Source organism: Tatumella sp. UCD-D_suzukii (genome assembly GCF_000611875.2).
Classification (GTDB): domain Bacteria; phylum Pseudomonadota; class Gammaproteobacteria; order Enterobacterales; family Enterobacteriaceae; genus Tatumella; species Tatumella ptyseos.
In genome coordinates this window covers 47,665-63,889 of the sequence record NZ_JFJX01000012.1, presented here as the reverse complement: position 1 = coordinate 63,889, position 16,225 = coordinate 47,665, and the positions used below count along the sequence as shown (strand labels likewise).

Annotated in this window: 13 protein-coding genes; 7 read left to right on the top strand and 6 right to left on the bottom strand. The window is 52.3% G+C overall.

Annotated features, from left to right (window positions below):
- Positions 1–350: 350 nt before the first annotated feature.
- Positions 351–1,889: a murein biosynthesis integral membrane protein MurJ gene (murJ, locus tag CG67_RS04355; protein WP_025901759.1), complete on the bottom strand. Its 1,539-nt coding sequence runs from the start codon at positions 1,887–1,889 to the stop codon at positions 351–353.
- Positions 1,890–2,014: 125 nt separating this feature from the next.
- Positions 2,015–2,605, bottom strand: coding sequence for a ribosomal protein S5-alanine N-acetyltransferase (gene rimJ, locus CG67_RS04350; RefSeq protein WP_025901758.1), 591 nt, complete (start codon positions 2,603–2,605; stop codon positions 2,015–2,017).
- A 275-nt stretch (positions 2,606–2,880) separates the two neighbouring features.
- Between rimJ and CG67_RS04345 the strand changes: the two genes are divergently transcribed.
- The 5 genes from CG67_RS04345 to acpA all read left to right on the top strand — a co-directional run bounded on the left by CG67_RS04345 (position 2,881) and on the right by acpA (position 8,627).
- A complete protein-coding gene (locus CG67_RS04345; protein WP_025901757.1) occupies positions 2,881–3,444 on the top strand; it encodes a lipoprotein in 564 nt (187 codons plus the stop codon).
- 127 nt (positions 3,445–3,571) lie between these two features.
- Positions 3,572–4,618 (top strand): dihydroorotase, encoded by a 1,047-nt coding sequence (gene pyrC, locus CG67_RS04340; RefSeq protein ID WP_025901756.1) that lies wholly within the window; start codon positions 3,572–3,574, stop codon positions 4,616–4,618.
- Positions 4,619–5,063: 445 nt separating this feature from the next.
- Positions 5,064–5,318, top strand: coding sequence for a biofilm formation regulator BssS (gene bssS, locus CG67_RS04330; RefSeq protein WP_025901754.1), 255 nt, complete (start codon positions 5,064–5,066; stop codon positions 5,316–5,318).
- Positions 5,319–5,626: 308 nt separating this feature from the next.
- Entirely contained in the window at positions 5,627–6,745 is a 1,119-nt protein-coding gene (gene solA, locus CG67_RS04325) for an N-methyl-L-tryptophan oxidase (protein ID WP_025901753.1), read from the top strand.
- A gap of 148 nt (positions 6,746–6,893) precedes the next feature.
- Positions 6,894–8,627 (top strand): acid phosphatase, encoded by a 1,734-nt coding sequence (gene acpA, locus CG67_RS04320; RefSeq protein ID WP_025901752.1) that lies wholly within the window; start codon positions 6,894–6,896, stop codon positions 8,625–8,627.
- A 47-nt stretch (positions 8,628–8,674) separates the two neighbouring features.
- Here acpA and CG67_RS04315 read toward each other — a convergent pair whose 3' ends face one another.
- Positions 8,675–9,733 carry a rhodanese-related sulfurtransferase gene (locus CG67_RS04315; protein ID WP_025901751.1) on the bottom strand — a complete coding sequence of 353 codons (1,059 nt, stop codon included), beginning with the start codon at positions 9,731–9,733 and terminating at the stop codon, positions 8,675–8,677.
- A 236-nt stretch (positions 9,734–9,969) separates the two neighbouring features.
- Between CG67_RS04315 and CG67_RS04310 the strand changes: the two genes are divergently transcribed.
- On the top strand, positions 9,970–10,893 hold the full coding sequence (locus CG67_RS04310) for a Kdo(2)-lipid IV(A) acyltransferase (protein WP_025901750.1): 924 nt from the start codon (positions 9,970–9,972) through the stop codon (positions 10,891–10,893).
- 126 nt (positions 10,894–11,019) lie between these two features.
- Entirely contained in the window at positions 11,020–11,415 is a 396-nt protein-coding gene (locus CG67_RS04305) for a MysB family protein (RefSeq protein ID WP_025901749.1), read from the top strand.
- A 17-nt stretch (positions 11,416–11,432) separates the two neighbouring features.
- Here the strand turns inward: CG67_RS04305 and CG67_RS04300 are convergent, their stop codons facing one another.
- The 3 genes from CG67_RS04300 to CG67_RS04290 form a co-directional block, all read right to left on the bottom strand.
- Positions 11,433–11,660 carry a YceK/YidQ family lipoprotein gene (locus CG67_RS04300; protein ID WP_025901748.1) on the bottom strand — a complete coding sequence of 76 codons (228 nt, stop codon included), beginning with the start codon at positions 11,658–11,660 and terminating at the stop codon, positions 11,433–11,435.
- Positions 11,661–11,894: 234 nt separating this feature from the next.
- Positions 11,895–14,447: a glucans biosynthesis glucosyltransferase MdoH gene (gene mdoH / locus CG67_RS04295; RefSeq protein ID WP_025901747.1), complete on the bottom strand. Its 2,553-nt coding sequence runs from the start codon at positions 14,445–14,447 to the stop codon at positions 11,895–11,897.
- Positions 14,440–15,975, bottom strand: coding sequence for a glucan biosynthesis protein G (locus CG67_RS04290; RefSeq protein ID WP_200910036.1), 1,536 nt, complete (start codon positions 15,973–15,975; stop codon positions 14,440–14,442). The genes mdoH and CG67_RS04290 overlap by 8 nt, the downstream gene beginning before the upstream one ends.
- Positions 15,976–16,225: the final 250 nt, after the last annotated feature.

Sequence of the window (16,225 nt, the reverse complement as noted above, 5' to 3'; positions counted from 1 at the left end):
TGCCGTTTTGCATGACAGGGATCAGCCCCAGCCTCTCTGTTAAGTCAGCGTGACTATGCTGATCACCCGGTTACATGAACGGAATCGCTATTACAGAATCCGCGCTCAGCCCCCTGCCCGGTATATCAGGCTATCCGTCATGACTTTCGCTTACTGTTTCACGGTTCTGCAGAAATCCGGCGTGCTGATAGCCTCACCCGGCACAGCAGAGGCATTTGTCCTGCAGGCAGAGACTCAATGACAGAAAACGGTCCGGAGAGATAATAATCGCGGGGAAGAAACAGGAGTGATAAAACTGAACCCCGCACGGCTTACCCTGTCAGGGTAAGCCGTGGAATGTTCATGATACGTTACTGAACACTGCGGCGGGAAAAGTCTTTCAGACGGAAGCCAAAGGCCGCCAGGCTGGCGAAGTAAACAAAACCACCCAGAGCACACACGCCCATCAGGCGTAAAATACGCCAGACCATCTCACCTTCGCCCCAGGAAGGCATAAAGTGCAGCACTACGCACAACACGACGGCCATAAGGATCACTGCCAGGATAAGCCGGGCCAGGAAGCTGTACCAGCCAGGCTGAGGCTGGAAAAAGTTTTTCTTGCGCAATTGCCAGAACAGCAGTGAGGCATTGAGGCAGGCGGCCAGACCGATAGATAACGATAACCCGGCATGCTTCAGCGGCCCGATAAAAACCAGGTTCATTAACTGGGTAGAAATCAGCGTCACGATGGCAATTTTTACCGGAGTTTTAATATCCTGACGCGAATAAAAACCGGGAGCCAGCACTTTTACCACGATCACGCCGACCAGACCTACGGCATAAGCCACCAGCGCATGCTGGGTCATCAGTGCATCAAAGGCGTTGAATTTACCGTACTGAAACAGCGCAGAGACCAGGGGACCGGCAAGGATACCGATAGCCACCGAACTCGGGATGGCCAGTAACAGACACAGGCGCAACCCCCAGTCCATCAGATGAGAATATTCTTTGAAGTTACCGCTGGAAAAACTGCGTGATAACGACGGTAACAGGATAGTCCCCAGTGCGACCCCCAGCACTCCGGAAGGAAACTCCATCAGGCGGTCCGCATAATACATCCAGGAGACTGAGCCGGAGGCCAGGAAAGAAGCAAAAATGGTGTTGATAATCAGGGAAATCTGACTGACGGAGACCCCGAGGATCGCCGGCCCCATCTGCCGTAAAACGCGCCAGACCCCGCTATCATGCAGATTGATACGCGGCAGTACCAGCATCCCGATTTTACGTAAATGCGGCAGCTGATAACCCAGCTGCAATACGCCACCGGCAACAATAGCCCAGGCCAGAGCCATGATATGCGGGTGGAACCAGGGAGTCGCGACCAGTGCAAAGAAAATCATGCTGATATTCAATAGCGTCGGGGCAAAAGCCGGCACCGAGAAACGGTTCCAGGTATTCAGAATCGCACCCACCAGCGAGGCCAGTGAAATAAGCAGAATATAAGGAAACGTGACGCGCAGCAGTGACGTCGTCAGCGCAAATTTATCGGCCGTATCCGCAAACCCGGGGGCAGTAATATAGATAACCCAGGGGGCTGCCAGCATTCCCAGCAGCGTGACAATGGCCAGTACCAGCGTCAGCAGACCGGAGATATAGGAGACAAAAATACGGGTCGCTTCCTCACCCTGAGTATTTTTATACTCTGCCAGAATAGGCACAAAAGCCTGCGAGAAGGCACCTTCTGCAAAGATACGCCTTAACAGGTTCGGCAGTTTAAATGCCACAAAGAAGGCATCCGTCGCCATACCTGCGCCAAAGACTCTGGCGACAATAGCATCCCGGGCAAACCCCAGGATACGGGAAAATAACGTCATAGAACTGACCTGAGCCAGTGATTTGAGCAAATTCATAGTGTTTCTGACATCCTGCTATTTCGACATTTATGTCCCTGCCAGGAGATAACTCTCCGGGTGTGCCGGCGTTAGTCTACTGCCCCGCAGTAAAATGACCAGTACTGTTTGTTACAAGGCGTGATTTAGCGATACTTGTCCGCCGTGCCCTCTTTCCAGGTCAGCGCGGTCAGTACATGATCTTCCCAGACGCCATTAATCAGTAAATATTCCCGGGCATAGCCTTCTTTTTCAAATCCCAGTCGCGCCAGCAGATTACCACTTCGCTGATTGCGCGGCATATAATTAGCCATGATGCGATGAATTTTCTGCTGGCGCTGCATATAACGAAGAGTCGTTTGTAATGCTTCCTGCATCAGTCCCTGTCCCTGCCAGTTTTCGCCGAGCGAATATCCCAGATAACAGGCATGAAAACATCCTCGTACCACATTACTGAAGTTAGCCACCCCCATCACTTCTTCGCTGTCAGGATCAGTCAGAATAAAATAACAGGCTGCGCCCTGCCGTTGCTGTTCGGCCATGATCGATAACCGTGTCTGCCAGCCCGAAGGCTGAAAGTAGCTTTGATCACGGATAGGCTCCCAGGGCATGAGATAGTCACGGTTACCGGCATAATAATCGGCCATACGCCATGCATCACGTTCGTTGACTAAACGGACCACCATGCGATCTGTGGTCAGACTCACCCGTGGTCCCATACTGCGATATCCGAACATAGAAGCTCCCTGAAGATAAATTCACCGGAGAGTTGCGTTCTGCCACGCCCCTCCACGCCGGCGGTGAAAGCAGGCTATGTTAAACCCGTCAGGAAATTTATCCCATTAAAAACGCATCACTTTCTGTCCTGAATGGCGATTTTCCGATCACCTCCTGAAATCCCGGTCACTGTCCGGCTTCCCCGGAGTATCAGACGCGCGGAGATATACACTCCGGGATAACTCAGGCAAAATGCCTGTCTGCGCCTGATAAAATGCCCGGTGAGTGAGGAAAAATGCGTAAGGTTATTCTGTTTGTACCGTTATTGATCAGTATTCTGTTACTGAGTGCCTGTGACCATCTGGCCCGCTATACCATTACGGAGCAGGAAGTGAATCAGGCGCTGAAGAAGCATGACAATTATGAGAAAGATATCGGTGTGAACGGCCTGGCGACCGCACATATTATCCTGACAGACTTGCAGTCTGCTATCGGCCGTGAAGAACCTGGTAAAATGACCCTCTCGGGGAAAGCCAGTCTGCAGTTAACGTCGCTGTTTGGTCAGCAGAACGCCGATATTTTCCTGAAGATGAAAGCACAGCCGGTTTATAACCCTGATCAGGGTGCCATTTATCTGCAGGATCTGCAGGTGACTGACAGCCAGGTCCGGCCGGAAAAACTGCAACAGGTCGTCAATGCCCTGATGCCGGTACTGAACCAGTCACTGCAGGACTATTTCAGAACCCATCCGGCCTATGTACTGAATGCGGATCGCGGTACCGGGGAAGCGATAGCGAAAAAACTGGCGCAGGGACTGGAAGTCAGACCGGGAGAATTAGTGATTTCACTCACCCGCTAAAGGTGTGACAGTGATTTCTGCTGACGACAGAAATCACGCGAAAAAACATGTGCATTCCGGCGCGGGGAGCTTTATCCTTACTCCCCGGTTAAATCCCACCTTCACTTATGACGCCGGAGCCTGATGCATGACTCTTCACCCAGATACAATCACTTTACGCCGCCCCGATGACTGGCATATTCATTTACGTGACGATGAAATGCTTAATACTGTCCTGCCGTATACCAGTGATGTTTTTGCACGGGCGATTGTCATGCCCAACCTGGTGCCGCCGGTCACTTCTGTTAGCGCAGCGAAAGCCTATCGTGAACGTATCCTGGCAGCGACGCCAAAGGCACACCGCTTCCAGCCCCTGATGACCTGCTACCTGACCGACTCCCTGGACCCGGATGAAATTGAAACCGGTTTTACAGAGAAGGTATTTACGGCGGCTAAACTTTACCCGGCACATGCGACCACCAATTCCAGCCACGGTGTTACCAGTATTCAGCATATCGCTAAGGTACTGGAGCGCATGCAGGCTATCGGTATGCCATTGCTTATTCATGGTGAAGTGACCGATGCCCATATTGATATCTTCGACCGTGAAGCACAATTTATTGACCAGGTCCTGATCCCGCTCCGCCGTCAGTTTCCTGAGCTGCGGATTGTGATGGAACATATTACCACCCGGGATGCGGCCCAGTTTGTCAGCAGTGAAAAACAACATATTGCCGCGACTATCACACCGCAGCACCTGATGTTTAACCGTAACCATATGCTCAGCGGGGGGATCCGCCCGCATCTGTACTGTCTGCCTATTCTGAAACGTAATGTCCATCAGGAAGCGCTGCGTCAGGTTGTTGCCAGCGGGGATAGCCGTTTCTTCCTCGGAACAGATACGGCTCCTCACCTGCGCGGACGCAAAGAATCGTCCTGCGGTTGCGCCGGGGTCTTTAATGCCCCGACAGCACTGTCAGCCTATGCCACTGTATTCGATGAACTGGGCGCTCTGCAGCACCTGGAAGCCTTCTGTTCACTGAACGGGCCGCAGTTCTACGGCTTACCGGTCAATACCGATACCGTCACACTGGTCCGTAAACCCTGGACCGTGCCGGAGACCATCCCTGCCGGGGAAGATGTGCTGGTACCTTTCCTGGCCGGTGAAACCCTGAACTGGAGTGTAGAGGCCTGAGAGCCGCCAGGGGTTGCATTTTCCGCCCAAACACTGTAAATATATACAGCATAAACAGCCGCCACTGCGGCTGTTTAACCGATCATTTCAGTAACGATTAAGCGTGTCATGCGCCGTGCCGGGTGTCGCCATCCGGCTTTTTTATTCGTTTCAGCAACAGCGTGTCCTTAAGACTGGCCTGCAGCACCCGGGCGTAGCCCGATGCTAAAAGTCCGATAAAAAGCAGGCAGTTTTGTCTGACTGGCGACACCCTGCCGGGCTCTCCGGTAAACCGACTGTACTTCCTGTTCATTTTCCGGTAATCATTATCCCTGTCTCATATTCTTCGCGCTGAATAAGCGTGTTTTCAACAGTCATGCTATACTGGATCCACCTTCTTTCCATCACAGAAGGCCGGATGTAAACCTCAACCTACACGTAGTCTAACGAGTAATCAGGAGGTTTTATGGACAGAGAGAAAGATGTTATTCAGACCCATTCACTGGTCGGCTGGGATATCAGTACCGTTGATGTCTATGACGCCATGATGATCCGCCTGCACTCATTATCATCAATGCAGCAAAGTGAAGAAGATGCCGATGTGGGCCCGACTTACTGGCTGACGACGGACGTCGCCCGGCAATTTATTTCGATTCTGGAAGCGGGTATCGCCAAAATAGAATCTGCCGAAAACAGTTTATCTTTACCGCTAAAACATTAATCTCTCCTCTGACAGGCACCCTGCCGGGTGCCTGCATCCTTTCCGTTTTCTCACCTGCAAGGCTATCGTGTTACCTGTCCTCAAAAGGTCGATGCATGCCCTTCTGTTAGTCAGTCCCCCTCCGTAACGGTAACCTGAGAGGTACCGGTGTTCACCCTGAATGTACTCCGGGCACATCAGTCACCTGCACTACAACTGCACTGCAGGGGTAACAACCGGAGACGCTTTATCCGCATTATTGCTTTTTTTATTCTCTACGCGGGTCTGCTATGCTGCTTTATCTGTCTTGATTCAGGAGCTCACAGGGAATGATTTACGATCTGATCATCGCCGGCAGCGGATCTGCCGGTGCGGCGGCCGGTTATTATGCCAGCAAGGCCGGTTTAAAGGTGCTGATGGTAGATGCCTTTCATCCGCCTCATACAGAAGGTGCCCACCACGGAAAGAACCGACTGATCCGCTACGCCTATGGCGAAGGTGAGAAATATGTCCCGCTGCTGCTGCGCAGTCAGCAGCTCTGGCAGCAGTTTGAAGCCGATGCCGGTGTCCGGCTGCTTCATCCCTGTGGCGTGCTGAATGCAGGCCCCCGGGACTCACTGTTTATGACAAGCCTGGCAGAAAGTGCTGAGCGTTGGTCACTGAATGTTGAACCTCTGACTCCGCAAGGGGTGGCCCGACGCTGGCCTGAGATTACGTTACCGGCCCATTTTGACGCTGTTTTTGAACCCGACGCCGGTTATCTGTCCAGTGAACTGGCCGTCGAACACTGGATCCACCTTGCCCGTGAACAGGGGGCAGCACAGCTGTTTAACTGTCCGATAAAAAGTATTTCCCGCGATGGCGACCTGCAGCAGGTGGTCACCGATGAGGGAACCTTCAGCGCGGCCCGGCTGCTCATCAGTATGGGAAGCCGGATCAACGATTTTGTTGCATCTCTGCCGGTCATCCAGACCCGGAAAGTCTTTGCCTGGTTCCAGGCGGATGGCCGTTACAGCGAAAATAATCATTTCCCGGGCTTCAGCATCGGTCTGGACGACGGCAGCCATTATTATGGATTTCCGGCGCAGGATAACGCGCTGAAAGTCGGTCGTCATGACGGGGGGCAGCCCGGGGTGTCAGATAATAAAGGCTTCCCTTTTGGCAGCTACCCTGAAGATGGCAGTGAATGTTTTGCCTTTCTGCGCCAATGTCTGCCCGGTGTCGGCGGCTGCCTGTACGGGGAAAGCTGCAGCTACGATAACTCCCCGGACGGGGATTTTATTATTGATACACTGCCGGATAACCCTGACTGCATGGTAATCACTGGTTTAAGCGGACATGGCTTCAAATTCGCGCCACTGCTGGGTGAAATTGCGAGTGAATTTGCACAACAGGGCACATTACCGGACGGATTACGCCCTTTTTCGCTCAGCCGATTTACCCGCTAATCTGACGTCCGTCGTTTTCATTTCCCGGGGGTAACTGTCACCCCGGGTCACTGTCATCATTTCTTTATAAAATCGTCATATGACTGTCACCGCTGCTTAATAGCATCCCTGCTGCTTCTGCCATTCGGATCCTATTAAGGTCAGACTAATGAAAAAGCCAGACAGTAAACAACCTGAAAACACAGAAAAATCTCCCTCCGCAGAAGGTATGACGCCGGATAATCCGGCCCGCCGCCGCTTCCTGGCCGGGGCTTCTGTGCTTGGCCTCAGTTCCGGTATTCTGCCGATGGCAAATGCTGCCAGAGGGACGGAAGGCTGCACAGATACCCGGCATTTGTTGAGTAAGCTGCCGCGAAAAGAGCAGGATCTTTTACTGCGTAAACATATCCGCAATGTGGTCGTTATCTACGCAGAAAACCGCAGTTTCAATAACCTGTTTGCCAATTTCCCGGGTGTACAGCAACCTTTGTCATCCCTGAAACCTGAAGCGCTCCGGCAACGTGATCGTAACGGAGAGTTACTTCCTCACCTGCCTCCGGTCTGGACAGGCCTGGTCCCGCATGAACAAACGGTTAACCATACCCGTTACCAGGTACCGGAAAATGCTGACTACATGCAACAACTGCCTAACCAGCCATTTGCCCTGAAAGGCCCCGGTGGTGAGGCCCTGCCTCAGGGAGTGGTTACCCGGGATTTATGGCATGTGTTTTATCAGAATCAGATGCAGATCAACGGCGGAAAGAACGACAAATTCGTCGCCTGGGCAGATTCCGGTGCGCTGACGATGGGATATTATGGAGACAGCGCCTGGAATATGCGGCTGTGGAACCTGGCCCGGGAATACACACTTTGCGATAACTTCTTCCAGGGAGCCTTTGGCGGATCGTTCCTCAATCACCAGTATCTGGTTTCTGCCCGGCCACCGGTTTATCCGGACGTTCATCACTCTCCCGCCAAAGGTAAGGTGGCCACACTGATGAGTGATGACCCGGCGGATCCCCGCCTGAAACCGCTGGACGACTCGCCGGCCAGCGCTCTTGACGGGATCCCCCGCTTCGGGCCAAGCCAGATAACCCCTGACGGATTTGCCGTCAATACGATGTTGCCACCGTACTGGCCATCAGGCAGCCGTGATAAAACAGACCCGGCACTGGCTGACAGTTCATCACCGAATACACTGCCGCCACAGACCCATACACATATCGGTAACCTGTTGTCAGACAAGAATATCGACTGGGCCTGGTATGCCGGTGGCTGGCAGTTTGCTGTTGATGGTAAAAAAGACAGTAACGATTTCCCTGCCCGTCCTGACTTCCAGCTCCACCACCAGCCGTTGAACTATTTTGCGGATCTGGGGCCGGGGCATCCGGAAAATCGTCGCCAGCATCTGCGGGACGGTGGGCTGGGTGATACCGCAGAGACTAATAAATTCCTGGCGGATGTTGATGCAGGAAAACTGCCTCCGGTGACCTTCTATAAACCGCAGGGTAACCTGAATATGCATGCCGGATATTCGGATGTGGAGTCAGGGGATCGCCATATCGCCCATATTGTCGACCGGCTGCAGCAAGGTCCGCAATGGGAAAACACCCTGGTGGTGATTACTTTTGATGAAAATGGTGGCTGGTGGGATCACGTGGCTCCACCGAAAGGCGACCGTTGGGGACCCGGCACCCGCATTCCGGCCCTGGTGATTTCGCCTTATGCACGTAAAGGCCATGTTGAGCATACTCAATATGATACCGGTTCAGTGCTGCGATTAATCAGTCGTGTCTATGATCTTCCGGTGTTACCGGGGCTGAAACTGCGTGATGAATCGCTGCAGAAACACGGACATCCGCCAATGGGTGACCTGACCGAAGTCCTGGAGTTTCCAGCCTGAACCTGCCGGTGATGGAAAAAAGCCTGACAATGTCAGGCTTTTTTCCATTATTCCCCGCCGTCTTTGACCGGCTGTGGGATTGTCATCCGTAACACACCGCGGGATTTATTAAAGATTTTGTTACTGGTTTCACGGCCGGCACGGCGTAACCGCTGTTCTTCCGGCGGAAGCTGCGATTCTTCCATACACATCGGGCTGCAGCAGCCATGATATTTTTCTGCACAGGCCGGGCACTGAATAAACAGCAGATGGCAACCGTCATTAATGCAGTTCACATGCGTATCACAGGAAGCACCACACTGATGACAATGGGCTAAAACATCGTCAGAGATCCGCTCGCCCATCCGCTCATCAAAGACAAAGTTTTTACCTTTGAAGCGGACCGGTAGCCCCTGCTCGCGAGCACGGCGGGTATATTCAATGATACCCCCTTCGATATGATAGACATTATCGAAACCACTGTGACGCATCCAGGCACTGGCTTTTTCGCAACGTATTCCACCGGTGCAATACATGACAATTTTTTTGTCTTTTTGCTGCTCCAGCATCTCCACGGCCATCGGTAACTGATCACGGAAGGTATCTGCAGGGATTTCCAGCGCATTGTCGAAATGACCCACTTCAAACTCATAGTGGTTACGCATATCTACAAAAACCGCATCCGGATCGTCCAGCATCTGGTTGACCTCATCTGCTTTCAGGTATTCGCCGACATCCGCCGCATCAAAGGATTCATCTTCAATACCATCAGCCACAATACGTTCACGCACTTTGAGGCGCAAAACCCAGAAGGATTTACCATCATCATCCAAAGCGATGTTCATACGCAGTTGATTCAGGGCCGGGTCGAAATCATACAGCGCCTGCTTCATCGCTTCATAGCGGCTTTGCGGAACACTGATCTGAGCATTAATGCCTTCACGGGCGACATAAATACGACCGAAAACCTTCATCTCCGTCAGCATCAGATAGAGCTTATCGCGAAATGCCTGCGGGTCTTCAATTCGGAAATATTTGTAAAAGGATACCGTAGTGCGTGGCTCGGTTTCGGCGAGCATCCGCTCTTTAAGTTCTTTATTGGAAACAAGATTGTGTAACACTGGCATGGTGTTCATTCCTGTGAGTTATACTGAATTCTGAAGGGGCAATATCATACCCGAATTATCTCCCCGGAAAAACGATAGCTCTGCAGTGTTTTCACTGCACAGGATAAAAAACAGCGTAAAATCATCGCAAACAGGATATAACATTTTAGATAATGTTAAAAAATGGCACAATAACAGGAAAATTGTAGAGAGGAACCTTCTCTGCCCGGGAAATGGAATGTGGGAAAAACAATAAAATGACACAATTGCCTGAATTTAATCGCAGCCTTCTTCATCCCCGTTACTGGCTTACATGGCTGGGTATTGGATTGCTCTATTTGATCGTACTTTTGCCCTATCCTGTGCTCAACTTTTTGGGAACGAATCTGGGACGGATGTCGATGCGCTTTCTGAAAAGCCGTGTTGCCATTGCCCGACGTAATCTCGAACTCTGTTTTCCTGAAATGCCGGAAGCTGATCGCCAGGCGCTGTTGCGGCATAATTTCGAATCGGTCGGGATGGGGCTGATGGAAACCGGAATGGCCTGGTTCTGGCCGGACTGGCGGATTAAAAAATGGTTCGCCGTTTCCGGCCTGGAACACATCGATAAGGCACTTCACGATAAGCGCGGTGTATTACTGATTGGTATTCATTTTCTGACGCTGGAACTGGGCGCCCGTATTTTTGGTATCTACAACCCGGGTATTGGTGTCTACCGGCCACACGATAACCGGCTGCTGGACTGGCTGCAGACCTATGGCCGGATGCGTTCCAATAAATCGATGCTGGACCGCAAAGATATTAAAGGGATGATCCGCGCGCTGAAAAATAACGACATTATCTGGTATGCCCCCGACCATGATTATGGTCCCCGCGCCAGCGTGTTTGCGCCCCTGTTTGCCGTGGATAAAGCCGCGACGACCCGTGGCAGCTATATGCTGATCCGCACCAGCCATCCGGCGGTGATCCCGTTTGTTCCCCGCCGACTGCCCAACGGGCGGGGTTATGAAATGGTGATTTTACCCGACGCCAGCGATAATATGCCGCTGGCCGATGAACTGGCTACGGCTGCCCGTATGAACCAGATTGTGGAAGAAGGCATTCTGCTGGCACCTGACCAGTACATGTGGCTGCACCGCCGCTTTAAGACACGCCCTGAAGGGGAACCGTCACTCTACTGATCTTCCCCGGCCCCCGGTATTTTCCTGACCCGCCGGGGGCGATATTAATTTTCCCCTTCCCCTTTATCCCTGACTGATTTGATCTATGCTTTAGGTTTCTGCCGACATAACCGGAGCACTCACTATATGGATCTATACACCACATTGCCGGAAGCCATTGAAGCCGCCCGGGAAGCATTTCTGGCTAACTCTCCGGATGCTGAGAGCGAACCGGATATCCGACAGTTTTCCCTGCAAAAATACGTAATGCAGGAAGGCGAACCCCGCTGGCAGGCAGAGTTTTCTGGCGAAGAAGATACAGAAGAGGGTGAGTGTCTGCCCTTGTTGTTCGATGAAGCCGCTCAGTCCGTCTGGGACGGGGATTTTGACCCGCAGGAACTGCTCCAGGAGTGGTCAGAAGAAGATACCCTGCACGAATGGGATGATGGTGAATTTCAGCTCTCTCCGCCGACCGATACCGAAGAAGGACTGCGTGCCGCCGAAGAATGGACGGATGATGACAGCGAAACTGAACGCTGGTAACTGCGGCGTCACTTTACTCAGTCATAACTGCCATGTTTCGCATCCACCGGTAACAACAGCGTGTCGACGATGAGGGATAACGGCAGGTCAAGCACCGTCAGATAGCGCCACGCCCCCTCCCGCATATCCCACTGAACACCGGGATAATACTGATGGCCGTTTCCCTGACCGGGAACCGTCCGGCTGATAATGCTGCCGCAACCCGTCAGCATTATCACGCTGGCGGTTAATAATAAAAATTTCATTGTTTCTGCAACCTGTGCGCGTTAACAAACCGGTGCCTAGTCTAGCTTGTTTTTAGTCATACTACGGATAAGGATCCCGCCGTTTTTTGTCAGTTTTTTGTTAAGTCTCTGCCGGTGCGCAAAATTCCCCCCGATCTGACGCCTCCTGCCGGTTCTCTCTGACAACCCGGGGACTGTTATACCGGTAAAAAAAAACCTCCATCATCATGAGGGAGGTTTTCAGGAGGAAAGCGATTACCGTTGAGGCAATACCTTCGGGGAGAGTGCCATTTTCTGATAACTGCTCAGCCACTGATGATATTTCTCACCGGACTGCCACAAACGACTGTGCACCCGGGCCAGTACGACAGGGTCACTGATTAACTGTAAACGTTGTTCACGTCCCAGTTTTTCAGGAGCCTCACTCAGTGCCAGATCGACCTGACGGTCACGGGCATGGTCAAGTAGCTGACTCTGTTTATGCCGCGACGTCGCCATGGCTGTCGCCAGTGCATTGAAGGCCGGGTTGAACACTGCATGCATAAAGCCATTATTTAACGCACGGCGATGGTTCAGTGTCAGATACTTATCCGTATCCACCAGCTCCTGCGGCGGCGCATACTCTTCCGGGATCAGGAACAGTTTTGCGCGCTGTGACTTCAGGCCCAGGGTTGCTCTGCTGGAGAACGCCGACACAAATGGCGACAGGATCAGCGAGAAGACAATCGGGGCCAGCCACCACAGGAAGTTGAGGTTCAGCCAGCCCATCCCGGTGGCCCAGACGATACCCAGCAACATTTGCAGACCATGGCGGGCAAAGGCTTCACTCCAGGGGGTAGCATCATCATCACGCTGTGGCGAGTTCCAGACAGCTTTCAGGCCGAGGAAGGCACTGACAACGAAGACCGTGTGGAACAGCATACGTACCGGGGCCAGCAGCACCGAAAACAGCATTTCCAGCATCAGAGAAATAAAGACGCGGGCCGCTCCTCCGTAAGGTTTAGCACCTTTACACCAGATTAAGATGACACTTAATAGCTTCGGTAAAAACAGCAATACCAGGGTGGTGGAGAACAGGGCAATAGCCAGTTCCGGACGCCACTGCGGCCAGACCGGGAACAACTGCCGGGGCTGCAGGAAGTACTGCGGTTCCATCAGGGTATGAACGACCTGAAGTGCCGTGGACAACGCCAGGAACATAAACCATAGTGGCGCCGACAGGTAAGACATGACCCCGGTCAGGAATACCGCACGGTGTACCGGGTGCATCCCTTTCACCAGGAATAACCGGAAGTTCATCAGGTTACCATGACACCAGCGACGGTCGCGTTTCAGCTCATCCAGCAGGTTCGGCGGCAGTTCTTCATACGAACCGGGCAGATCATACGCAATCCACACACCCCAGCCGGCACGACGCATCAGCGCAGCTTCCACAAAGTCATGGGACAGGATAGAGCCGGCAAACGACCCTTCCCCTGGCAGTGGAGCCAGTGCACAGTGCTCGATAAACGGTTTTACGCGAATAATGGCATTGTGCCCCCAGTAATGGGATTCCCCCAATTGCCAGAAGTGCAGACCTGCGGTAAAAAGCGGTCCGTAGACACGGGTAGCAAACTGCTGGCAACGGGCATACAGCGTATCCATCCCCGAGGCTTTTGGCGATGACTGGATGATGCCGGCATTCGGGTTAGCCTCCATCATGCGGACAAGCCCGGTAAGACATTCACCGCTCATCACACTGTCAGCGTCCAGCACAACCATATAGCTGTACTGGCTGCCCCAGCGACGGCAGAAATCATCGATGTTACCGCTTTTACGTTTTACACGGCGACGACGACGACGGTAGAAAATTTTACCGGCACCGCCCACATCTCTGACCAGTTCCATCCAGGCTTTCTGTTCAGCGATCGCGATATCGGCATCATAACTGTCACTAAGAATGTAAACATCAAAGTGCTCTGCATTACCGGTACGTACCACCGACTCCCAGGTGGCCCGCAGCCCCGCGAAGACACGCTCTACGTCTTCATTACAAATAGGCATGATAAGTGCGGTACGGTGCTCCGGATCCAGGGGTTCATCGCCGGTGGTAGAGTAAGAAATACTGTATTTATCCTTACCCATCATCAGCTGGACAAAGCCCATCAATGCCGTCCAGAACCCGGCCGAAACCCAGCAGAAAAGGATAGCGAACAGGATCAGTATCCCGGTTTGCAGCACATACGGCAGTAACTGCAGCACCGATTGCTGCCAGTTCTGGCTCATCAGCTCTGAAGGGTCGATAAGTGCCCAGCCCTGGTACGGCAGGATCGTTTTCATGTACCAGGTCGCTATGACTGTCTGCGCGAGCGTCAGGAACAGCAAGATATAGCGACGAACAGACCCCACAAAACGCCATTTTTCTTCAGCGAGGCGGGCATCAATGCTTGCCTGATCGTGCGGGTGGTGTGCTTTTGAGCGCCCCATCATCTTATTCCACAGACGGGTCACCGGGTTGGTCTCCCACGCATCAGGGTACATGCCGGCACGTTTAACCGGCGGCATCGCCTTTAGTGTGGTGCGATCAAGGTCATCTTTCCCGAACTGTTTGCCGTCATCCAGGGATTCAGGCCAGGCCATCTCAATACGGGAAGAGACAGAGGTTAAAGGGGCATCATCCTCACGACTGCTGGCCGCCGTATCCTGGCCCAACTGGTGCTGGAAACCGGCAAAATCAGTATCGGTTGATGCGCGTAGCGCCGCCTGCTCCGCCGCAGGTAGCGGCAGAGCATCGACATATTTTTCGGGGGTAAAAGTTGATTTATTCATTGGCTGGTAACTGATAGCTCCAGGTTTCCGTCAACGTTTTATCGCCACTGACTAAAGCAGCACGCATTTCTGTCGTCTTTTTCGGGTCTTTGACCCGCAGACGTAATACCAGGCGCCAGCCTTTAGTGACCGGATTGTATCGGACGCTTTGTTCCACCACTTCACCGTTATCACCGATACTGACCTGAGGCGCGACCTGAGTCTCCTGTGGCAGTTTACTCATGGCTTTGCCGGCGAAATCGATGATAAAGGCAATGGAACCATCCGGCTGGCGGACCAGGTTAGACTGCTTCACATCCCCGGCAGAGCGGAGTGTGTCAGCCACCCAGGCGACATTCGGTGAATGCAGCTGAGCTTCATCGCGGGTAAAATGTAAGCGGTAGTTAAAGTCGGTTTCTTTACCCGGCTCAGGCATTTTTTCCGGAGACCAGAAAGCGACGATATTATCGTTCGTCTCATCATTGGTCGGAATTTCAACCAGTTCAACATGGCCCTTGCCCCAGTTACCCAGCGGTTCTACCCAGCCACTCGGACGTTCGTCATAACGGTCATCCAGGTCCTGATAATGGCTGAAGTCACGGTTACGTTGTAACAAACCAAAACCTTTAGGGTTTTCAAGCGTGTAAGTGCTGACCGCCAGGCGTTTCGGATTGTTCAGCGGACGCCAGATCCATTCACCATTACCGTTATGAATAGACAGTCCATCTGAATCGTGCAACTCGTCACGGTAATTCAGGGTTGGCGACGGCTGGTTCGCTCCGAACAGGAACATACTGGTCAGCGGAGCGACCCCCAGTTTACCGACATTATCACGCAGGAAAATTTTAGAATTCACATCCACGGTGCTCTCTTTGCCCGGATGCAGTACAAACCGGTACGCACCGGTCGCCCGCGGGGAATCCAGCAATGCGTAGATCACCAGCTGTTTATCCTGAGGTTTCGGACGCTGGATCCAGAATTCTTTAAAGCGCGGGAATTCTTCACCGGACGGTAATGCGGTATCAATGGCCAGACCACGCGCCGACAGACCATAGACCTGCCCTGCCCCGATCACACGGAAATAGCTGGCGCCCAGGAAACTGGTAATTTCGTCTTCTTTATTTTTGCTGTTAAGCGGATAAAGCACTTTAAACCCGGCAAAGCCGAGGTTTTTGAACGAATCCGCATCATGCGGAATATTGCCGAAAGTAAAATCATCCGGGCTGTATTTTATTTCACGCACAGAATTGGCCGTGACTTCATTTACTTTTACCGGAACATCAAAATACATTCCTTCCGGATAGAATTCGAGTTTGAAAGGGGTACGTAATTTTCCCCAATACGCTTTATCACGTTTATATTGGATTTGCTGGTAATCAGCATATTTCAAATCCCGGAGCTGTGAGGGCAGATTGCTTTTGGGTGCTTCATAGCTTTGCCCTGCCAGGGACTTTGCTTCTTTTGCGACATCATTAAGATCAAATGCCCAGCTATTACTGGCATACATGGCAAGCATCACTGCGGCACTTGCCAGCTGCATTTTCATCAACCCTGATTTTTTTTGTTCTTGATTGAGCACATCTCCCCCTTGCGTGCGTGTGCCTGAGAAATCACTGTCATAGTAATGGATTCTGCCAGATTCTGACAGCGACCCCGAAAGAATGTAGGTATTATCTTCCTGAAAAGCTTTTTTTCAGAATCTTTAACGAAACCCGTCAGGGTTCTTACATGTCTGATAGAATTATAGTACGACTTTTATCAGGCATACTGCCGGAAAGTTCCAATTTATCAGACGAGTG